Source organism: Acinetobacter pullicarnis (assembly GCF_006352475.1).
Lineage (GTDB): Bacteria > Pseudomonadota > Gammaproteobacteria > Pseudomonadales > Moraxellaceae > Acinetobacter > Acinetobacter pullicarnis.
Genome location: NZ_VCMZ01000001.1, coordinates 3,086,787 through 3,108,337 on the forward strand (window position 1 = coordinate 3,086,787; position 21,551 = coordinate 3,108,337).

The window sequence follows — 21,551 nt, forward strand, 5'->3', positions numbered from 1 at the left end:
TGTTGTTCTGTCGAATAAAAGGACCGTTGTAGGCCCCAAATCAATTAAAGCATTTTTCATGCTTACATTAACATGACAAGCGCACGAAATCAGAAGATTTTTTACCCACTCCAACGCTGATGCAACGAGATAAAACCGTCGATTCATCGCCCCCATCTGAAAATTTCATGGCATAATGTCGCATCCGAAAATGAGTCGATCGCTTTTTTAGCACACTCATGCTCACTTTATTTTTATCGTTAATGATCAGGAAAGTTTCCATGCGCGCGAGTCGCTTTTTATTTGCAACGTTAAGAGAAACCCCAAATGACGCGGAAGTGATTTCACATCAGCTCATGTTACGTGCGGGGATGATTCGTAAATTGGCTTCAGGTTTATACACTTGGTTGCCGATGGGTGTACGCGTGTTGAATAAAGTTGAAGCGATTATTCGTGAAGAAATGAACCGCGCTGGCTCACTTGAAGTACTGATGCCCGTAACCCAACCCGCAAGCTTATGGGAAGAGTCTGGCCGCTATGTGCAATACGGCCCTGAGCTATTGCGCTTCCATGATCGTCATCAAAATCAATTTGTGTTGGGCCCAACCCACGAAGAAGTGATCACCGATCTAGCGCGTAACGAACTCAAAAGTTATAAACAGTTACCGATCAATTTCTATCAAATTCAAACCAAATTCCGTGATGAAATCCGTCCACGTTTTGGTGTGATGCGTTCACGTGAATTCACCATGAAAGATGCCTACTCTTTCCATATTGATCAGGCATCATTGCAAGAAACCTACGATGTCATGTATGACACTTACTGTCGTATTTTCACACGTTTAGGCTTAGATTTCCGTCCAGTACAAGCCGACACAGGCTCAATCGGTGGTTCGGGTTCACATGAGTTCCATGTATTGGCCTCAAGTGGCGAAGATGACATCGTGTTCTCGACTGAATCTGACTATGCTGCAAACGTTGAAAAAGCTGAAGCGGTACTGGTCGGTGAACGTGCTGCCCCAAGCCAAGCACTTAAAAATGTAGCAACACCACAGCAAAAAACCATTGCAGAGGTCGCAAGCTTCTTACAAGTTGAGCCGAATACATCAGTGAAAGCCTTGTTGGTTCAAGGTCATCCAGATGAAAAAGGCCAAGTACCTGTCATCGCATTATTTTTACGTGGTGATCACGAACTTAATGAAATCAAAGCTGAACATCATCCACTTATTGCAGCGCCTTTAGAATTTGCAACAGATGCACAAATCGAAGCGCTTGCACTACCGACTGGATTTATTGGTCCTCAAGGTCTGCTTGAAAAAGGCATTACCGTGATTGTCGATCGCGCAGCATCAGTATTGTCTGACTTTGTTGCCGGTGCAAACCTCGTTGACCAACATGCAACCGGCGTGAACTGGGAACGCGATGCGAACTACAGTGAAGTCTATGACCTGCGCAATGTCGTTGATGGCGACCCATCACCAGATGGTAAAGGTGTTCTGCAAATCAAACGTGGTATCGAAGTCGGCCATATTTTCCAATTGGGTCAGACCTACTCTGAAGCCTTGGGTTGCACCGTATTGGGCGAACAAGGCAAACCTGTAACCGTTACGATGGGCTGTTATGGGATTGGGGTAACACGTGTTGTGGCTTCTGCCATTGAACAAAACTTTGATGACAAAGGTATTTTATGGCCGGCAGCCATTGCGCCTTTCGATATCGCCATTGTGCCAATGAATGCACATAAATCACCGCGTACCGTGGAAGCTGCGGAAGCTTTATATGAAGAACTTCAAGCAGCTGGATTTGATGTATTACTGGATGACCGTAATGAGCGTCCAGGAGTGAAATTCTCAGATCTTGAATTAACCGGTATTCCACATCGTATTGTGATTGGTGAAAAAGGCCTAGATGCAGGTACTTTTGAATATAAAGGCCGTCGTGATAGCGAATCTGTGCAGTTAGACAAAGCTCAGCTTTTGGCACAACTGGCCAAATAAGCGAGCTTAGAGCAAGCCATCAAACCTAAAAAAATCCCGCTCATTAAACTGAGCGGGATTTTTTATGCAATCAATTCAAACATTCAGCACTCGGCTTCACGGCAAATGATCGAAAAAATACAAGGCTTAAGCTTTCGGTAAAGTTACACCGGTTTGACCTTGGTATTTACCACCACGGTCTTTATATGAGGTTTCACAGACTTCATCACTTTCAAAAAATAGCATCTGTGCTACACCTTCACCGGCATAAATACGCGCTGGTAAATTGGTGGTATTTGAAAACTCTAAAGTGACATGACCTTCCCATTCTGGTTCAAGTGGGGTCACGTTGACAATAATACCGCAACGCGCATAAGTCGATTTACCCAAACAAATGGTTAAGACATTACGAGGAATACGGAAGTATTCAACTGTGCGTGCTAACGCAAACGAGTTTGGTGGAATAATGCAGACATCTGAATCGATATTAATGAAGCTCTTATCATCAAAGTTTTTCGGGTCAACAATCGCAGAATGCACATTGGTAAACACCTTAAACTCAGGTGCACAGCGAACATCATAACCGTAGCTCGACACACCATAAGATACAATTTTTTCGCCACGCTCGTTTAAACGTACCTGTTGTGCAGCATAAGGTTCGATCATGCCGTGTGTTTCGCTCATCTCGCGAATCCAACGATCAGATTTTATTGACATTAGAATATTCCAAAAAAAGCTATGACATATATAGCGCTGTACTTTAACTGAAAAAGTCCATGAAGGAAATGTTTAGCCAACAGATCTTGCCGCGTAAATAAGGTCTCACGTCAAGTTAAAACGGCATTTACGCCTAACAGTAAAAGACTAAAGGCTGATAATGGCCGAGTAACTAAGCGGAATACAGAAAAACATTAAGATCACTGATGCCCCTTTCTGTAGGTTTCTTTGGTTCAGCCATTGTATTTTATTACTCACCAATGCCGTTCCAATCAAGGTCCATAAAAATGCAATCGGTATAATCAGCGCCAAGAACATCAGCATATGTGAGGTATAAGCAGTCGCATTATGCCAAACAATGTCAGGGAAAATAGCTGAAGCAAATAACAATGCTTTAGGGTTTAATAAAGTGGCACAAAACAATTCACGTGCACGAATTCCTGCAACTTCTTCTAATTCGTTACTATTACTTTTCCATAATTTAAAAGATAAAAATAAAATATAACCCGCACTGAATAATTTTAGAATTGGCGGAATAAATGGATATTTTAACGCAACTGTACCAATCAACACGCCCCATAAACTAATTGAACATAAGTATCCCAAAGCTTCGGCTGGAATAAGCATGAGCGAACGTCGCACACCCACCTGAATACCAGAGGATGCCAACAGTGTATTGGTCGGGCCGGGAGTGAGTAAAATTGTGGTCACCATCCCAATAAAAAACCATGAAATCATCCATCAACCTTACAGCCAGATTGAGGGCAGATTAGAATAAACCACAGCCAATGGCAAAAAATAATTTGTAAGCTGACATATCAAAATTACAGGATTCTGTATTTTAATTTAGATAAATCATACACTTGTTATCTGATAAAAAAATTACAAATAAATTAACAAGAATCCATTATTTCTACATTAAAGCACACTTTTCAATCTTTTTAATCTGTGCTTATCACTTTAAATGTCACTTTTATAGTCAACAAAATTGACATGACACTTAAGTTTAGTCGCCCCCAAAAAAACACCAACGACAATCTGATTGTCAGATGCATGAATTGAGAGGAAAACACTTTATGTGTTTAAAACCAGTTCTGACTCAAATTCACGTTACTGCTTGAGCAGAAATAACGTGAATAAACATGAGCTAAAAAACCTAAAAAAAGCGCAATTAGAAAATTCGATGTGAATCTTTTTCGGTTTTTGGAAGTTGAGCTGCGATTTTTTCCGCAATCTCAATATAGCTTTCAGCGGCACTATCGCCGACAGCAACGGAAGGTTTACCTGCATCGGCATTTTCGCGGATCTGCACATTCAATGGTAGGCGTCCAAGCAATGGAATTTGGTATTGCTCGGAGAGTTTATCGCCACCGCCCACCCCAAAGATTTGCTCTTCAAAACCACAATTGCTACAAATATGGGTCGACATATTTTCAATCACACCCATCACTGGAATATGTACCCGATTAAACAGTTCAATGCCTTTGGTTGCATCCATCAATGCCACATTCTGCGGGGTGGTCACAATCACGGCACCTGTCACTGGAATACGCTGCGCCAATGTCAGTTGAATATCTCCAGTGCCTGGTGGCATATCAATCATCAGTACATCAAGGTCTGGCCATAAAGTCTGATTAAACAATTGCATTAACGCACCTGTTGCTTTGGGGCCACGCCATGCCACTGGGGTATTATTGTCCCCAGTCAAATGGCCAATCGATAAAACGGGCATTCCATAGGCATCAATTGGTACAAAGTTTTCAGCTTCAATCAGTGGAGTGCGACCAGCATTGCCCAACATCGTTGGGATACTTGGTCCATAAATGTCAGCATCAAGTACACCGACTTTCAAACCCAATTGCTGTAAAGCCAAAGCCAAGTTAACGGTGGTGGTTGATTTCCCCACCCCACCTTTGCCTGACGACACTAAAATCACATTTTTAATGCGTGGATGTTTTGGCACATCACGCTGTTGTGGTGCCGCTTTTTGAATCGGTGGATTATTTGGATCAGCTTCAGCGGCTTGTGCTGGCGTTTCAGATGGCGCAGGCTTGGCTTTGTCCTGTACGTGTGTTGCTGTTGTTGAAGCTGCCGTTGCATCAATTACAGGGGGAAGTTTAGGTTTCGCAGATGTAGACTCAGTGCCTTCAGCTTGTGCTGCTTGTTGCAGCTTGCCTGTTTTCTGCTGAATCACATGTAAATTCAATTCTTGAATACCACATTTTTCCAGTGCATCTGCCAAATCATCATGAATTTTCTGCAAATGATCCGCTTCATGTACAAAGGTATTGATGGTGAGTTGTAAAACACGCCCTTCAATATTAATTTGGGAAATACGGGCTTGTAGCGTATCTGTCGATTCAGGCAACACATAAGATTGGAGTACCTGCTGGACTTCTTCTTGCTTCACCTCCAGCGCAGGTGAAAAAACAGATTTAAGCGAAGAAAGCCACGACATAATTTACTCCAAATTTGGATAACAGCTGAATATTGGCTAGTTTAGCCTTAAATGCAGACAAGGTTAAGCACAGATCTATACGCTTTACAGCGAATGATCATAATTCCGAGTATTTTAGTTGGTTTTATTGATTTGGTATATTAAAAATTATGGAAAATATAGATTTACTGAGGGAGCGAAGACTAATTGAATCTATCCAATCAGGTGATCGAGCACTAAACTCGATCACACCAACTGAGCTTAGGAGGATTAATCTTTAAACTTATTTAAGGTCTCTGTTGCTGCTTTTTTCAGATCATCAATTTTGGCACTGGCCTGATGTTTTAAGTCTTCCAACTTTGCGCTGGCTTCATGTTTAAGTTCAGTCGCTTTGGACTTTGCTTCATCTAGCTTTTGGCTTGCATCTGCTTTTAACTGATCCAGCTTATCTTGAACATTGTGCTGTGAATCCTTTAGATCCCCTTTGATTTCATCTACTTTTGCATCAAGCTTTTCTTTATGCTCAGTAAAGTGATCTGTTGCACTCTTTTTCAAATCATCAAATGATTTCTCACCCTGAAGTTTTGCTGCATCAACATTATGTTTCAAATCATCAGCTGATTTTTCCGCCTGTAACTTCGCCTCTTTGGCTTTATGTTGAATATCTTCACTTAGGTCTGATGCTTTGTTTTTTAAGTCGTCAAGTTTGCTGTCATTTGTCATTTTATAAGTCCTCTTGAAATTGCTTTTAAGACGGAAACCCGTTCATGATTGAACATGGCTATAGTCTATTAGTTATACATTAGAAGACATAAATACCGTTACAAAACTGCATTTTGAAACAAAACAGTTACTCTTTTATATTTTACTTATCCTAATTCAATGCTAGACCACTAAAGTTATAAGACAAAGACCAATAGCATAGATCTTAATATTGCGCCTGAATATAACCAGGCTTCTAACAAAAATGATTTTAAAATCAGAAGAATGAAAGCAATCGAATACTGAGATCAAGTAAATTCAGCATTGCGCTTCAATCCGATAGAATCCTTGCTTTCCCCCACTCATCAGGTAAAATCGAGAGCCTTGTATTCACTAGCAATGAGAGTGTTAGATCCGTGCGAAATATTTTAGTCACTAATGCCCTACCCTACGCCAATGGTCCAATTCATATGGGTCACTTACTCGGTTATATCCAAGCTGATATTTGGGTTCGTGCGATGCGTGCAATGGGACATAATGTGACTTATGTTTGTGCGGACGATGCGCATGGCACCGCGATCATGCTACGTGCTGAAGCCAACGGGATTACGCCTGAACAGCAAATCGCCCAAGTACAAAAAGAACATCAACGCGACTTCCAAGGTTTTGCCATTGAGTTCGATCACTATGATTCGACTCATAGCGCAACCAATAGCGCACGTGCCAATGAGATTTACCTTAAAAACCGCGAAGCAGGTCATATTGCAGTGCGCCCTGTGACCCAGTTATTCGATCCTGAAAAAAGCATGTTTTTGTCAGATCGCTTTATTAAAGGCACCTGCCCAAAATGTAAAACAGAAGACCAATATGGCGATGCTTGTGAGTCGTGTGGTACCACCTACAATGCAATTGAGTTACTGAACCCGCGTTCAACCCTGAGTGGTGCAACTCCAGTTGAGAAATCATCAGATCATTATTTCTTTAAACTGCCTGATTTTTCTGAGTATCTACAGAAATGGACGCGTGACCAAGGTCGCTTACCTGTATCTATTGCTAACAAACTTGATGAATGGTTTGATGCCGGTCTAACCGATTGGGATATTTCTCGTGATGCGCCTTATTTCGGCTTTGAAATTCCAGATGCACCGAACAAATACTTTTATGTATGGGTTGATGCACCGATCGGTTATATGTCGAGTTTTGAAAACTATATTAAAACCAAACGCCCAGATTTAAGCTTTGATGATTATTGGAAAAAAGACAGTCAAAATGAGGTCTATCACTTCATTGGTAAAGACATTGTTTATTTCCATGCACTGTTTTGGCCTGCCATGTTGGAAGGTGCGAACTACCGTACGCCAACAGGCCTATTCGTCAATGGCTTCTTAACAGTAAATGGCCAGAAGATGTCAAAATCTCGTGGCACGTTTATTAAAGCAGAAACCTATTTAGCGCATTTAAACCCAGAACATTTACGTTATTATTTTGCATCGAAACTTTCAGATAAAGTTGAAGACTCAGACTTGAACCTTGAAGACTTCGTACAGAAAGTCAATTCAGACTTGGTCGGTAAAGTGGTCAATATTGCCAGCCGTTGCGCCAAATTTATCAACAAAGACTTTGACAACACCTTGTCTGCGAACTGTGCAGAACCGGAGTTGGTACAAAGCTTTATCGATGCAGGCGAAAGCATTATCCACGCTTATGAAAGCCGTGAATTCTCAGCCGCAATTCGTGAAATTATGGCGTTGGCAGACAAAGCCAATCAATATATTGATGAGAAAAAACCGTGGGCACTGGCCAAGCAAGCAGGTCAAGAACAACAAGTACATGAAGTCTGCTCTGTCGGGATTAACTTGTTCCGTCAATTGGCCGTCTATTTGGCGCCAGTCCTTCCGATGCTGGCTGAACAGGTTCAGCTGTTCTTGCAACTCGAGCGCTTTAACTTCGCTTCACGTCAAAACATTCTCACCAATCATGCGATTGCGCAGTTCCAACCATTGATGCAACGTGTAGATAAAGCAAAAGTTGAAACCATGGTGGATGAATCTAAAGATTCTTTAGCCGCGGTTGAAGCACCAAAAGTCGTGAAGAAAAAAGAAAAAGCAGCAGTCAAAGCGACACCCGTTGCAACAACATCGGAAGATTCAGTGATCGGAATTGAAGACTTTTTAAAAGTTGATTTACGTGTTGCCAAAGTCGTTGCCGCTGCAACTGTTGAAGGTTCAGACAAGCTATTACAACTCACCCTAGATGCTGGTGAGGCTGAGCCACGCAATGTATTCAGTGGCATTCGTAGTCAATATGCACCTGAAGATTTAACTGGTAAATTGGTGGTCTTGGTTGCCAATCTTGCACCGCGTAAAATGCGTTTTGGGGTGTCGAATGGCATGGTACTGGCTGCTGGAAATGCTGATGGAATCTTTATTATTTCACCCGACAGCGGTGCAAAACCCGGTGATAAAGTCAGTTAATTACTAACGTTCAACACAATGTATGCCACAAACATCGCAGATCAGTCCGTACAAGATGGGCTGATCTTTTTAAAGCCATTAAAGGCATAATGTGATCCACATGCGTATAACCATTAACTTTCAAGCCGTACAAACAATCTATGCGTTGAATAATAAGCAAGTACCAAAATTTATTAATGTCAGCGAAGATCTACTTCAAGCAATCACCTTTGATTTCTCGATACAAAGCCTGTATCAAATAGAATATTTTTTCTTAAACCACTACGCCACGCATGAACCCGATGATTTAAAACTACTGGGATTTTATATTGCTGAGATCTTTGCGCGTTTAACACATCACAAAATTTACTGGTATGAAGATGACCAGATCATTCAGGCAAAACGAAGTGATCTCAAAGATACGATCCTCCAAAAGTTTTTTACGCTTGATCAATTAAATGATGCGATTGTACTTAAACAAAGCAACTTCATTTCGCTTCTTGCAGAAAAGTTGGAAATTAAAATTCCAAATGAAAATATTAAACAAACTCTGGTAGAAATACCGCAAGAATATAATAAAAACCATTTAAAGGCCTTGAAGCAATTAAACTTAAAATCGCTAAAATCTTTTTTAAGCCAACGCCCACTATACTGTAGTCAAGAAGACCCGCTTTATGCCTACTTTGATGAAATTGATATTTTGCTCAAACATGGCTTCAAAATAAGATGCCATATTGTTCAAGCCAATCAACTATTATTTAAAGCACAATATGTTGGTGGTTGCCCTGCAGAAGTCATTTATGATCCATGTAATAAATTATTAGCTGAAGATTTAGAAGCATTCGCAAGTTACTTATTTTCTCTAAGACATCAGCCTCATTTAAACACGCATGAGCAAATCTTGGCGGAGCATTTAAATAATGAAATGCAACGCGTTCTCGGTGAATATCTGCCAATGGAAATTTTTGGATATCCCCTTTGCACGGCGACAATCTATATTGATCAAAAATATTTACCCAATGGTGTGCTAGTCAATGGAAACTTACCTGCCTTAATAGCCCCACAATTTAGCCAGTTTATTTTATTACTCCCAGCCCAGTTTTGGCACTCAGATTTAATCGATCAATGGGAACTCAGCGCCTACGATCAGTTTGGCAAGGAAGTTACCTTAGAACAGATGATGATTGATGCTGGCGTCAGCAACCAAGCACAATCTCAACTCAACCTTTTTAAAATTACAGTCTCTATTCTAGTCATCCTATTTTTAGTTAAGCTGATTAAAATGATGGTCTAATATTATTTTCAAACCGCCAAATAAAAAAGCTACCCAAGCGGAAATTTATAATATCGCTTGGGCAGCTTCATAAGCTCAATTGCTTTATTCTTTTAAAGTTAACTCGTACTCACAATCACTTCATTCCAAAAATCAGTTTCAACCCTAAGAGTGCCATGACTCCGCCTGCAACGCGGTCAAAGACGGCTTTAAACTTTAAATACACCTGACGCGGCCTGTGTGAAGATAAAGCCACAGCAACCAGTGAGTACCAACCGCCATCGATACAGAAACATAGCAGTGGCAACACCACATAAAAGTAAGTTGGAATTTCTGCGGGCAACAATGCCGTAAAAATACTGGCTAAGACAATTGCGATCTTTGGGTTACTCATTTGAGTAATCAGTCCCAAACGAAAAGCCTGCTTAAAACTCATCTGTGTGGCAGACTGTGCCTGTAACTGCATCGGCTCTTTGGCGTGTCGAATAATTTTATAAGCCAACCAGAGTAGGTAGATCCCACCACAGATTTTTAGGGCTAAATAGGCTGACGGAACCGCCAATAACACCGCTTGTAAGCCCATCACTGCGAGAAAACCAAAAATTGCTGCGCCCGTTGCTGTTCCAAAAGCAGTAAATAAACCGTGCTTACGAGAAATCGCAATTGAGTTTTTAGCCACATAAATAAAGGTTGGCCCAGGGCTAATCGCCCCTAGCATTAAGGCAATTGCAATTGAAACTAAAATGAACAAGGATTCCACAGGAGAATGGCCTAAGAATTTTCCGCCCATCTTACATGAAATCGTCTTTTATTTATTGTCCTAAGATGAATAAATTTGGAGTAAATGTGTTTACACACGTAATAGAGTTGCATGCTGGTCTAATGTTACGGAGATGATCAAATCCGCTCGAAATTGAACTATTTTACAGCAGGCTCATTTTAGCTTATGCTTCTGAAATGAAAAAAATTAATGTAAATGTCTTTTTCCAATTCGGCCCTTTGATCGGTACAGCAATCATTCTGCTGGCATTTCTGCTACTCAATTTTTTTTCAGCTTCATTCAACTTTGCAGATCAGTCACTTTTAGTTGAACATGTTATTGGAATGCTGCTCTTTAGCTGCATTGCAGTGGTCGTGGGTTATATTGTTGGTTCTATTCCTGCATTGATTACACAGCGAATTTTCCTGAATATCCTGATGTACTTCCCCAAACAACGTAAATATCACCATTTTATAAAAGCTGGTTTTTATGCTTCACTGATTTGGTTCATCCCTGCCTTATTCATTTATTTCTTCTATCGCGATACCTTAGTCCCCTTAGCGCTTGCAGTCGTACTCTGTAGTATGACCTCGATGATTTGTGCACATTTATCTTGGAAATATACGCAAATACGACCCGACACCGAAGCTACGCTTTAGGCTTTACCGCATACTGATTTAAGCACGGCGAACTTGTACCACGATAATCGCCACCCCAAGTACGATAGCCTGCTGCATCAATATGAAAACTATGTCGTGGATAAATACCGAGTCCCATATTTAACTTACGCCCTTGGCTTGACCAAAACTGACAAAACTGCTGTTCGATTTTTTGGTATTCAGTCCTGCTATAAGGCTGATACTTTGCATCTAACACCTTAAAATCAACTGCATAATTAAAGACATGCTTACTTTTAGCCGCCCCCTGAATACAATCATTCATCTCCGAACTACGGAAGGTCGAGATAATTCTGTAATGCTGAAATAGCCCTTGCGCTTGTAATTGCTCAATCAGTTTTAAACTCGGGATCAGGTTCCGCCAATGATTTTTTGGAGGAATCGAAAAACGTAATGCCTCACACTGCTTTGGCATACGATGCCCATTGTAACTCAAGGCAAATAAGCTCAAGGGCTGTTGAATACGTTGCGCCACATACTGTTGATATTCTGCCAACAACATTGGATCTTGCTGCTGCTTCCATTGCTCGAACTGTTGCTGTAGTTGCTTTGAGACTGGATTTTGCAATTCATCTACAGGCAGGGTTTCAGGCTGTTTCGGTTGGCAAGCGATCAAAAACACAGCAATAAAAAGCATATAAGCAGCATGATTTTTCATATTATTGGTTTTAACTTATCTGTTTTAAATTTTACTGAGCTCTAAATATAAGGCTTGGCTAACAAATGTGCCATCAGCTTGAATCTGATAATACTGCTGAACAGCATCCGATGCATTTTTTTGTAAATATCGAATAGTTTCAATTGCATGTATAGGTGTTTGCATCCGTTCAACCCAGCTTTGAAAGTCAAGTTTTAGACTTTGCTTCTCCATCCGCTCAATTTGAAATCCGGCATACTCCGCCATCTGCACCCATTCTTGCACGCTATAATCTCGCACATGGCTCGGATCTCGAATCACTTCAATACTTTGCAAGAACGTATCTAAAATGGGATCGGAACTGCCGACGATATCAAAAAACACCACACGCCCCTTTGGTTTCAACACTCGATGCACCTGTTGCAAAGCCTGCCCGACATGCTGCCAATGATGGGCAGAATAGCGACTGATCACCGCATCAAAACACTGATCTGCAAAGACTAAACTTTCTGCGGGACCAACCTCTCCGATCACATTGTCCAAGCCTTTAACAGCTGCTTGCTTGACCACTAAATCAACCATCTCAGCACTTAAGTCATAGGCCACGACTTGTTCGACAAAAGCTGCAACTTGGTAACTCACATGACCACCACCACAGCCCAAATCTAAAACGCGCTGACACTGCTGTTGTTGTAGCATGTCCTGCATTTTTGCAAATTCGATGCCCTGCGCATGCGCTTGACTATTTAAATAGGCTTCTGATTTATTTCGATATTGTTGCTGATTAAGCTGATGTTGATTATTTATCATGAGGCTTCTCCTAAGCTGAATGTTCTACTCTAAGACTATTCGATATAAAAATAAAATTATTAATTTTATAAAATTTAACAACTTATAGTTATGAATAAATAAGCATTTTGCTCAAACAATGCATTAAAACTTGATAAATTTTATGATTCAATTTGCGCTATGATGCCACACTCAAACAGAATTTAGAGTCTGAGATGTTAAATCAATTTGATCAGATTGCCCAAGCTGTACCTTATCAGGCACTCACGATTGATCCTGCAATAAATCCGACAATCAAAATCAGTATCAAACGCTTAGACTGTATTCATCCGCAAATTTCTGGTAATAAGTTTTTCAAACTCAAATACAATTTGCTTGAGGCGCAGCGCTTAGGCTATCGCCAACTGCTGACCTTTGGTGGTGCCTATTCCAATCATATTGCAGCAACCGCTTATGCTGCACAGTATTTTGGTTTTGATTGTATTGGTATTATTCGTGGGGAGGAGCTGGCCAATAAGCCACTTAATAGCACCCTGCGCTTGGCCCAAGAAAACGGCATGCAACTCCAATTTGTTTCGCGTGAAAACTATCGACTAAAACAAGATCAACACTATCTTGCACAACTTAAAATGCAATTCCCTGATGCCTATATCATTGCTGAAGGCGGTAGCAATGCCCTCGCAGTCCAAGGTTGTCAGGCTATTCTCAGTGAACAAGACTTGGTCAATTATGACGTAATCTGTGCTGCAGTCGGTACCGGTGGAACTTTGGCAGGCATTATTAATGCCAGTTCAGACACACAACAGATTTTGGGCTTTTCAGCCTTAAAAGGTGATTTTTTAAATGCTGAGGTACAGCAATATACTACCAAACAAAACTGGAAAATCATTGATGATTATTGCTGTGGTGGTTATGCCAAAACCACTGCTGAATTACGCAGCTTTATCGATGATTTTGAACAACAATATGGCATTCCGCTTGAGCCAATCTATACGGGAAAAATGCTTTACGGGCTGATTGATTTGCTTAAGAAAAACTATTTTCAAGCAGGTACCCGTGTACTGGTGATTCATAGTGGCGGTTTACAGGGGAAGGGAGAAGCAAATGCTTGACCTCAAGCAACCTCTCCGTTTAAAGAAGAGCTTGCTCTGGTCGATCTAGCACACTTGATTGATTAGCTCATCAGCCATTATTTAATTTCATCAGGATATAACCATAGATCTAAAAGCTTGTCGTTGGTATTTAACATCCGAAATTGAACAGGTTGATATTCAGCATTTGCAACCCAATAGCCTTGTAAATTTTGCGGGATTTGATCGACACAATTTTGTGCTGAAAGTTTATAGCTCAACGTATTCGGTATTTTACTTTCACTCAGCTGTCCTTGAAAGCTACACCCTGTTCCCTGGGTACTGACTCGACCTTGCTGATCAACATTAAAGGCAATCACTTGATCCATAAATTGAGACTTATAATGACCTGCTGCCTTTTCCAAAGCGAGTGGCTCAGCGCTCATTGCATCAGTATTTGCAAATTTAATCGTACTCGGTGCAGTCCCTGAAGTGAGCATAAGCCAGTTATCCCGACCATTTAAGTAATACAACGTTTCTGCTCGCTGTTCATCATTATTGATCAGTAAAAATGCGTCATCCGCATTTTTATAATATTGCCCAACCTGAATATCGTCACCATTCTCGATAGAAAAGTTAAAAGCACCATTGAATAGCTGAGGAAGATTTGGCTGAGCTGGGACGTCTGGGCGTTGATTGTCTTTATCATTATCGCTACAACCGACCATTAATCCTAAGCAAGCAAGCGCAACATATTTGAATTGATTCATTTCGCGTAACCTATTTTAGTTAAATAAATGACGTAAACGAAGTTTCAACCATTCTTGAGTTGTTGGCCGAGCATCATAAGCAACTTGCATAGCAGTGACTGAGATTTTATTTTTAGAAACGACAACCTCATCTTGTTGTTGTGCTGCAGTCGCTTGCGTAATGGGGGTATAGCCTGAGGAAAGATCTTTATCGAATTTGGCAGTATATTCATCAAAGCTACCAATTTTAGCAAAAGCAAAGTTTGTTTGAGGCGTTACATTATCTGGGAAATTGACATTTAATACGGTACGAGATGGTAATAACTTGCCTTGGCTGGCATTCTTTTGAATCTCAGTAACTAAACGTACGGCTTGATTAGCAACAATAGTCGAGTTTGGGTTATTTAATCCTGGATTGGCAACTGTATTCATCCCCGCACTAAATGCAATCGCTGGAATACCCCGACTACCTGCATACTGAACAATACCGATCGTGCCAGAATATAGATTAAAACTACCTACATTTTGCCCCTCATTTGGTCCTGAAATAACCAGATCAGGCATTTTCCCCCATTTATTTTTTGCAACCACATCAATGCCATACATCACAGAAACTACTGGTGTAGCGTGAATATAATTATAGTTTTCATAACCAGCTTTTTTATAAGGTCCGAATGCAGGATCCCCGACTTTCGCGACACCATTTAAACATCCACCTTCCTTATTAATTTCTTTATCATTGGTTGCCTCAAGTTTATCTTTACTATAGACAACTAAACCAGCACTGCGACCACTCTGATTGGTACATGGTACTGAAACAAGGACATTATGACCGGCATTCGTTAATGCGACTTCTAATGCCTTTAAATTACTCGTCAGGCCATCATCATTACTTAATAGAATATTTAAAGCAAAACTTGGTGTTGCACATAAAATTAAACTACATGAAAGGAGGATTCTCTTCATTGTTAACTCAAATTAAAAAATGAGGCTAGAATATGCGATATAAATATTTCAAATTAATGAATGATTTTTATGCTTTAAATACGTAATTTTATGAATAAAGCTACTAAAAACTCACTTCATTGCAAGGTCTCTTTTTTATAGCACCGATAACCCCACTCAAGCTGATTGTGTAATATTAATTTAAAATCATTATATTAACCTTAAATTAACGCATCATAAAACCAGTGGTTTTTATTTTTAAAGGTTGGGTTTACCCTATTCTTAATCGACTCATCATACGAGCAGCTTTGTATAAATGAGATTTCGCATGCGATGATTTTTACATAAAGTCACAGAAGTAGCCGTACTTTAAAGCATAAATCACAACTTCATTCAGTTTTGAAAAGCAAACCAAGCGCGCTAAGCTTGGTTTCACAAAACATTTTGACTGAATATCTTTATCCCTCACTCCCAAGATTTATCCTGAAAAATACTGAAAATTTGGCTATACTGCCCACCTTTTAGACCTTGATGAGTTTCACATGTCCCACTTAAACTATGATGTTATTGTGCTTGGTGCAGGTGCATCTGGACTGATGCTGGCATCATTGGCCGCACAACGTGGACGCAAAGTCTTGGTCTTAGAAAAAGCCAATAAAATTGGCAAAAAAATCTTAATGTCTGGTGGCGGTAAATGTAACTTTACCAACATGGATGTCGAACCTGCGCATTTCATTTCACATAATCCACATTTTGTTATTTCTGCTTTATCGCGTTATAGCCAATGGGATTTTATTGGTTTGGTTTGTGATTATGGGATTAGCTATGAAGAGCGCAATCATGGTCGACTATTTACATTAAAAGGTGCCAAAGAAATTTTGGCGATGCTACTGGATCTATGTGAAAAGACCCAACGCGTCACCATTCAGAGTAGTTGTGAAGTCACTGCGGTACAACAATTAGAAGATCAAGGTTATTCTGTCAAAACATCACTAGGTGATTTCAAGGCCGAGTCTCTCGTTGTTGCGACGGGTGGTTTGTCTATTCCAACCTTAGGTGGCTCTGGTATTGGCTATCAACTGGCAAAACAGTTTGGGCATCATGTTCATCCGACCCGTGCTGGCTTGGTTCCTTTTACTTTCTCGGATCAATTTAAAGAAGTGACTACACGTCTGAGTGGTAATGCCCTTGATGTGACCCTCAGTAATCCACTGAATGCATTTAATGAAGCTTTATTGTTCACGCATCGCGGGCTCAGTGGCCCAAGTGCCTTACAACTCTCGAACTATTGGATGGCGGGACAAAGTTTCAAAATTGATTTCTTGCCACATCAAGATCTCGAAGCATTTTTAATCCAGAAAAAAACCCAACAACCCAAAGTGCTGATTCGCACCCTCCTGAGTGATTTCTTCACCAAAAGTATTTTACTCGAATTGCAGCAACTTATTTGGCCCGCAGATGCAGAGACTGCAATTGCGCAAATGAGCGATGATAAGTTGATTAAAATAGCCCAGCAACTGCATGCCTTTGAAGTAAAACCTTCAGGTACCGAAGGTTATAGAACCGCTGAAGTGACCTTAGGTGGTGTGGATACGACCGAGGTTTCATCAAAGACCATGGAAAGTAAAAAACAAAAAGGCTTGTATTTTGTTGGTGAGGTTTTAGATGTCACCGGACATTTGGGGGGATACAACTTCCAATGGGCTTGGTCATCTGCTTATGCCGCTGCGCAATATGTATAAGTACGCCTCATCAAGCTTATCGTTCAATATCTTGCAGCGTTGTCGTCGTACCTATTTCAGCTTGCGCATTCGTTGATGGTTGATGCTGTTTTTTTGCAAAAATGAATTTATAAGCACTGACTAAGAAGCCAACCGTGATCCCCGCAATGATCACTGGTGCTAAAAATCTATTGGGTTTCCTTGTTGGCATATGCTCCCCCTAATTTGTCTTGACTTAAATTCGCATAAAAAAAATCGACCACGCATCAGCGTGATCGATTTTTGAGTTTATTTAAAGGTTAATTCAGGTCATCTTTCGACGGACTTTGTGCATTGTCATCTTTAGATGTCGCTGGATCTTTCACACTCAACGTTGGTTGCACTGTCGACTGTTTCGCAGCCGCTTCATCTTTCTGTTTTTTCGCACAGTCAATGAAATCGCTCAATAGTCGCTCAGCAGGTTGACGCCCACCCAAACCGAATGCCAAGGCAAAGGCCACAGCCACTGCACCCAAGGTCAAGCCAAACGCAAGATTGACGATCGAATCTGCAATCCCCATGGCTTTAAGGCCCATTGCAATGACGAGGCCCATAATTAAAATACGGACTAAGTTGGCCAACCAGCGTGAGCTATTGTATTCGCCACGTTGTACGATATTGGCCACCACATTGGCTAACCAGAAACCGATTGCCAAGATCACCGCACCTAATAAGATATTTGATCCAAATTGGATAAACATCGCAATCAAATCACGAACTTGATCTAGACCCAAACGATTTGCAGCTTCTGACACGGCAAACAGCATGGTGAAGAAGACGATCAGAAAACCAACAATACCTGAAACTTTGGTTTCACCTAAGTAACGTTGTAAGTCTAACTTCGCAGGAATGTTGTCTACGCCAGTGCCAGCAACCAATTCAGCGACTAAGCGTCCGACAAAACGTGAAACCACATAAGCCACAACGAGGATTAAACCTGCCGCAATAATCTGTGGAATAGCATTCATTACTTCATACAACATCGCTGTTGCAGGATCAGAAATTGCACGTACACCCAAGGCTTCAAAGGCGACAATCAGTGCCGTAATCATGATCACGGTAAAAATAAATGAACCCAATAATTTGGTGACATTCGACTTTTTAAAGAGACCAACTTTTTCAGCACATTGCTGAACGTTCAGACTGTTGCTCAAACCCTCAACAATACCGCGAACGATCTTCGCCAAAACATAACCAATAAATAGAATCACCCCAGCCATAAAGATATTTGGCACAAAGGCAACGGCATCATTCAGCATGTTCTGAATTGGAAGTAATAAACCATCTAAACCAAGAATCGATAAAATAATCGGTAAAAACAGTAACAACACTAGCCAATAAACGATATCAGCAATATTTTCACTGATGGTACTGATACCCACTTCACTGCTCAGCTTTTCATCAAGCTGAGTCTTTGACAGGGCTTTGGTGAGTGCAGCACGAATAAAACGTGCAATGATCCAACCCACAAAACCGACAATGAGTGCTGCAATAAGATTCGGTACAAATACCAAGAATTGTGTGATCATGGCACTTAATGGGCCACTTACACCGCTAATATTCAGTACATTCAGTGCTGCAATAATCGCGAAAATTAAAATAAACCAAAATACGAATTTGGCTAAAATCGACTCATAGTTTGGGGATGACGCAGTTTCTGTCGTATGCCCTGCTGCATTTGACAGCTTATGGTTAGTATTGAGCTTATTGAGTAATTTCTTAACACCTGCAGCAATAATTAATGCAAGCAACCATCCTAAAAGTAAAATTGCCACTGCAGCGATGATGGGCTGAAATTGATCCCAGTAATACATCATGTCAAACCGGCCTGTAATATCACGAGTCAAATCGTCACGCATGCTTATGCCCTCATGTTTTCATTGCGTTAAAGCAATGTTTTAAAAGTTTGTTAAAATGTTTTTCTAATAATCTGTTTACCACCATAATAATAGTCTTTTTTTTAATCAATGAAATACAGCATAAATACAACAAAACATTGGCTTTTATTTGTAAAAAGGCCTGAGCATAAAAAGATCGCTCAAGCCTTTTTTCAGTGATGTGACCATAACCTATGTGTCTAACACTCAGATCAACTGAGCACATGTTTATTTTCTGAGAACGTTGAATAGCGGGCTAAACCGTATGAGAAATAAGAAAGCTGAGCATTGCGACCAGAAATAAGCCAACCAATATCAACATATAAATTGGCAAACGTTGTTTTCTTTTCAATTCTTCAGCACTGGTTACATGAGATGGTTTGCTGAAATCATGTTGCATGATAGTCACCTCCCGATTAAACAATCGACGCCATTAATCTTAGCAATGCAGCCCATCCGCTGTTGTTGTCTTGTGTAAAATATTTTATTGGTTGGTAACGCTGCAATAGCGCCTCTCTGCAAGAAACTAAGCTATACTAAGCGCCCACTTTTCTGTTCTGGTTGCTATGGTTTATCAACGGCAGCATGTCACGCTTGATTTAGACACTGATGTTACACATGAATGTTTTCTACATCACACGCGCGACGAGCATCTTATTGGAATTATCGAATTTCATAAGCCAAGCGAGCTATTGCAATGGGGCGATCTCGAATATTTCCGTAGACGCAGTGATGAGTTTTCAGTCATGCCTTTCCCTGACTGCATTAATGCGCTGATTATTGATATTCGTGATGTTGTTGCTTATCTTGATCAAGAAGTCCCAATCATTCCATGGCGCCTGCTTGAAGAGGACTGTCCTGTCCGCCTGATTGTGCCCCAAGATCGCTTAGAACATTATGCTGGCCTATTTGAGCCGACATGGTTAAACAGCGATGTTGAAACAGCAATCGCAGAATTACGTGAGTTTATGGACATGTTCGTCCATTAAGACAATCTGCCAAGATTGTCTTAATTTCTACTTACCAATAATTTTCGACCGCAATATTTCCTTCACCACGTCTATTCATACTGAGTCCACGCGCTTTTAAAGCCTCTTTGGTGTCTTCTACCATTTGTGGATTACCGCAGAGCATAATATGGGTGGATTCTGGATTGAACTGTAATCCAACTTTCTGTTCAAGCTGACCATTTTCAATTAAGATCGGCAAACGTTCATGTAAATCTGCTTGTGGATCACGGGTAATAATCGGCACAAACTGAAATCCGCTATGCCCTTCGGCAAAGTTATCTACAATCTGTTGGATTTGATCGACATAGGCCAATTCAGCTGCGCTACGTACACTATAGACCAGCAGAATAGATTGATAATTTTGCCAAGTTTCAAAGTCTTGTAACATTGATAAAAATGGTGCTAAGCCAGTTCCAGTCGCCAACAACCATAAATCCTTGGGCAGTGGCTTTTGATAACGTGCTAAGGTTAGAAAACCATAGGGGATTTTTTCTAAATAAATTTCGTCATCCACTTTAAGATGTTGCAAATGAGATGTAAAAGCACCATCAGGAACGACGATAGAAAAAAACTCTAACGTTTCATCAAAAGGAGAAGACACCACAGAATAAGCACGAACAACAAGATCATCTGCGACTTTAATTCCAATGCGCGCAAACTGACCTGCTGTAAATTTAAAATGTGCAGGGCGTGTCATCGTAAAACTAAATAAATTATCTGTCCAACGATGTACGGACAGGACTTTTTCTAAAGTAAACTTATCGAGAGACATGATTTCTACGTGGCACGAAAGACAGTGCTCATGGTAGCATGACTGCTTAACCAATGAATATTTAAAAAATAAAGGCATATTACATGCGCATGACTTTACGCCAATTGGCTGTTTTTGTTGCAGTTGCTCAAGAGGGTACCGTTACTAAAGCCAGCGAAGCTGTGCGGCTCACACAAAGTGCTGCCAGTATGGCCTTAGCGGATCTTGAGGATGGTTTAGGTACGGTGCTTTTTGACCGTCTGGGAAAACGACTACAGTTAAATGATTTAGGGCGTTTTTTATTGCCCCAAGCTTTAGAAATTTTAGGCCGCTGCGAAGCTTTTGAACAAGCCGCCAAAGGTGAGTTACAAAGTATTGATCTTCGTATTGGTGCAACACTGACCATCAGCGATTATTTAATGCCAGATTTAATGGCCAATTTTTTACAGCAACAACCTCAAGCTCACTTACAATTACAAGTCGGCAACACGCGACAAATGATTGAAGCGGTCAGTCAGTTTCAGCTTGATTTGGCACTGATTGAAGGCTCTTGCCATCTTCCTCAATTACAATGTATTCACTGGCGCGACGATGAAATGGCAGTCTGCTGCTCACCAGATCATCCTCTGGCGCAGCTTAATCGTGAACTCACACCACAAGATTTCAATCATATTGAATGGATTTTAAGAGAAGAAGGTTCAGGTACGCGTGAAGTCTTTGATCAAGCGATTTTAAAAGATATTCAAAATGCCAAGATTCGTCTGACCTTAGGTCATAATGAAGCCATTTTAAAAATTGTTGCTGGTGGCTTAGGCATGTCCTGTATTTCCAAGTTGGCGATTCAACCGTTGCTGGACAATGGCCGGTTAATTATTTTAGATACACCCTTCTGGCAACTCACCCGCCCGCTATTCATGCTGGTCCATCGTCAAAAGTATCAAGGGCCTGGCCTAAAAACCTTTATGCAGTTTTGCAACGAATAAGCCAAA

Annotated in this window: 21 protein-coding genes; 8 read left to right on the forward strand and 13 right to left on the reverse strand. The window is 40.7% G+C overall.

Annotated features, from left to right (window positions below):
• Positions 1–260 precede the first annotated feature (260 nt).
• On the forward strand, positions 261–1,976 hold the full coding sequence (locus FD716_RS13725) for a proline--tRNA ligase (protein WP_139852855.1): 1,716 nt from the start codon (positions 261–263) through the stop codon (positions 1,974–1,976).
• A 126-nt stretch (positions 1,977–2,102) separates the two neighbouring features.
• On the opposite strand, the gene dcd is transcribed toward FD716_RS13725, so the two are convergent.
• The 4 genes from dcd to FD716_RS13745 form a co-directional block, all read right to left on the reverse strand.
• A complete protein-coding gene (gene dcd, locus FD716_RS13730) occupies positions 2,103–2,672 on the reverse strand; it encodes a dCTP deaminase (protein WP_139852856.1) in 570 nt (189 codons plus the stop codon).
• A 147-nt stretch (positions 2,673–2,819) separates the two neighbouring features.
• Positions 2,820–3,410, reverse strand: coding sequence for a LysE family translocator (locus FD716_RS13735; RefSeq protein ID WP_139852857.1), 591 nt, complete (start codon positions 3,408–3,410; stop codon positions 2,820–2,822).
• A 433-nt stretch (positions 3,411–3,843) separates the two neighbouring features.
• Positions 3,844–5,130 (reverse strand): iron-sulfur cluster carrier protein ApbC, encoded by a 1,287-nt coding sequence (apbC, locus tag FD716_RS13740; RefSeq protein WP_139852858.1) that lies wholly within the window; start codon positions 5,128–5,130, stop codon positions 3,844–3,846.
• Between the two features lie 249 nt (positions 5,131–5,379).
• The gene (locus tag FD716_RS13745) at positions 5,380–5,832 is read right to left on the reverse strand and encodes a hypothetical protein (protein WP_139852859.1); all 453 of its coding nucleotides are present in this window, start codon (positions 5,830–5,832) and stop codon (positions 5,380–5,382) included.
• Between the two features lie 395 nt (positions 5,833–6,227).
• Here FD716_RS13745 and metG point away from each other — a divergent pair, with 395 nt between their 5' ends.
• Positions 6,228–8,285 carry a methionine--tRNA ligase gene (metG, locus tag FD716_RS13750; protein ID WP_139852860.1) on the forward strand — a complete coding sequence of 686 codons (2,058 nt, stop codon included), beginning with the start codon at positions 6,228–6,230 and terminating at the stop codon, positions 8,283–8,285.
• 100 nt (positions 8,286–8,385) lie between these two features.
• Entirely contained in the window at positions 8,386–9,558 is a 1,173-nt protein-coding gene (locus FD716_RS13755; RefSeq protein WP_139852861.1) for a hypothetical protein, read from the forward strand.
• A 115-nt stretch (positions 9,559–9,673) separates the two neighbouring features.
• On the opposite strand, the gene FD716_RS13760 is transcribed toward FD716_RS13755, so the two are convergent.
• Positions 9,674–10,297 carry a LysE family translocator gene (locus FD716_RS13760; RefSeq protein WP_139853696.1) on the reverse strand — a complete coding sequence of 208 codons (624 nt, stop codon included), beginning with the start codon at positions 10,295–10,297 and terminating at the stop codon, positions 9,674–9,676.
• Between the two features lie 197 nt (positions 10,298–10,494).
• Between FD716_RS13760 and FD716_RS13765 the strand changes: the two genes are divergently transcribed.
• Positions 10,495–10,956 (forward strand): hypothetical protein, encoded by a 462-nt coding sequence (locus FD716_RS13765; RefSeq protein WP_139852862.1) that lies wholly within the window; start codon positions 10,495–10,497, stop codon positions 10,954–10,956.
• On the opposite strand, the gene FD716_RS13770 is transcribed toward FD716_RS13765, so the two are convergent.
• Positions 10,946–11,632 (reverse strand): D-Ala-D-Ala carboxypeptidase family metallohydrolase, encoded by a 687-nt coding sequence (locus tag FD716_RS13770; RefSeq protein ID WP_139852863.1) that lies wholly within the window; start codon positions 11,630–11,632, stop codon positions 10,946–10,948. The two genes, FD716_RS13765 and FD716_RS13770, sit on opposite strands and share 11 nt — an antisense overlap.
• A 24-nt stretch (positions 11,633–11,656) precedes the next feature.
• On the reverse strand, positions 11,657–12,418 hold the full coding sequence (locus FD716_RS13775) for a class I SAM-dependent methyltransferase (protein WP_139853697.1): 762 nt from the start codon (positions 12,416–12,418) through the stop codon (positions 11,657–11,659).
• A gap of 197 nt (positions 12,419–12,615) precedes the next feature.
• Between FD716_RS13775 and FD716_RS13780 the strand changes: the two genes are divergently transcribed.
• Positions 12,616–13,512, forward strand: coding sequence for a 1-aminocyclopropane-1-carboxylate deaminase/D-cysteine desulfhydrase (locus tag FD716_RS13780; RefSeq protein WP_139852864.1), 897 nt, complete (start codon positions 12,616–12,618; stop codon positions 13,510–13,512).
• A 77-nt stretch (positions 13,513–13,589) separates the two neighbouring features.
• Here FD716_RS13780 and FD716_RS13785 read toward each other — a convergent pair whose 3' ends face one another.
• The gene (locus FD716_RS13785) at positions 13,590–14,240 is read right to left on the reverse strand and encodes a hypothetical protein (protein WP_139852865.1); all 651 of its coding nucleotides are present in this window, start codon (positions 14,238–14,240) and stop codon (positions 13,590–13,592) included.
• Positions 14,241–14,255: 15 nt separating this feature from the next.
• Positions 14,256–15,185: a 5'/3'-nucleotidase SurE gene (locus tag FD716_RS13790; protein ID WP_139852866.1), complete on the reverse strand. Its 930-nt coding sequence runs from the start codon at positions 15,183–15,185 to the stop codon at positions 14,256–14,258.
• Positions 15,186–15,706: 521 nt separating this feature from the next.
• Here FD716_RS13790 and FD716_RS13795 point away from each other — a divergent pair.
• Positions 15,707–16,906, forward strand: coding sequence for a BaiN/RdsA family NAD(P)/FAD-dependent oxidoreductase (locus tag FD716_RS13795; protein ID WP_139852867.1), 1,200 nt, complete (start codon positions 15,707–15,709; stop codon positions 16,904–16,906).
• A 16-nt stretch (positions 16,907–16,922) separates the two neighbouring features.
• On the opposite strand, the gene FD716_RS18930 is transcribed toward FD716_RS13795, so the two are convergent.
• From FD716_RS18930 to FD716_RS18935, 3 genes are all read right to left on the reverse strand, one after another.
• A complete protein-coding gene (locus FD716_RS18930; protein ID WP_171477051.1) occupies positions 16,923–17,096 on the reverse strand; it encodes a hypothetical protein in 174 nt (57 codons plus the stop codon).
• Between the two features lie 88 nt (positions 17,097–17,184).
• The gene (locus FD716_RS13800) at positions 17,185–18,783 is read right to left on the reverse strand and encodes a mechanosensitive ion channel (protein WP_139852868.1); all 1,599 of its coding nucleotides are present in this window, start codon (positions 18,781–18,783) and stop codon (positions 17,185–17,187) included.
• Between the two features lie 274 nt (positions 18,784–19,057).
• Positions 19,058–19,201, reverse strand: a complete 144-nt coding sequence (locus FD716_RS18935; RefSeq protein ID WP_171477052.1) for a hypothetical protein — start codon at positions 19,199–19,201, stop codon at positions 19,058–19,060.
• A gap of 166 nt (positions 19,202–19,367) precedes the next feature.
• Between FD716_RS18935 and FD716_RS13805 the strand changes: the two genes are divergently transcribed.
• Entirely contained in the window at positions 19,368–19,790 is a 423-nt protein-coding gene (locus tag FD716_RS13805) for a hypothetical protein (protein WP_139852869.1), read from the forward strand.
• Positions 19,791–19,821: 31 nt separating this feature from the next.
• On the opposite strand, the gene FD716_RS13810 is transcribed toward FD716_RS13805, so the two are convergent.
• Positions 19,822–20,583 (reverse strand): ferredoxin--NADP reductase, encoded by a 762-nt coding sequence (locus FD716_RS13810; protein ID WP_139852870.1) that lies wholly within the window; start codon positions 20,581–20,583, stop codon positions 19,822–19,824.
• Between the two features lie 83 nt (positions 20,584–20,666).
• On the opposite strand from FD716_RS13810, the gene gigC reads away from it, so the two are divergent.
• On the forward strand, positions 20,667–21,545 hold the full coding sequence (gene gigC, locus FD716_RS13815) for a LysR family transcriptional regulator GigC (RefSeq protein WP_139852871.1): 879 nt from the start codon (positions 20,667–20,669) through the stop codon (positions 21,543–21,545).
• Positions 21,546–21,551: the final 6 nt, after the last annotated feature.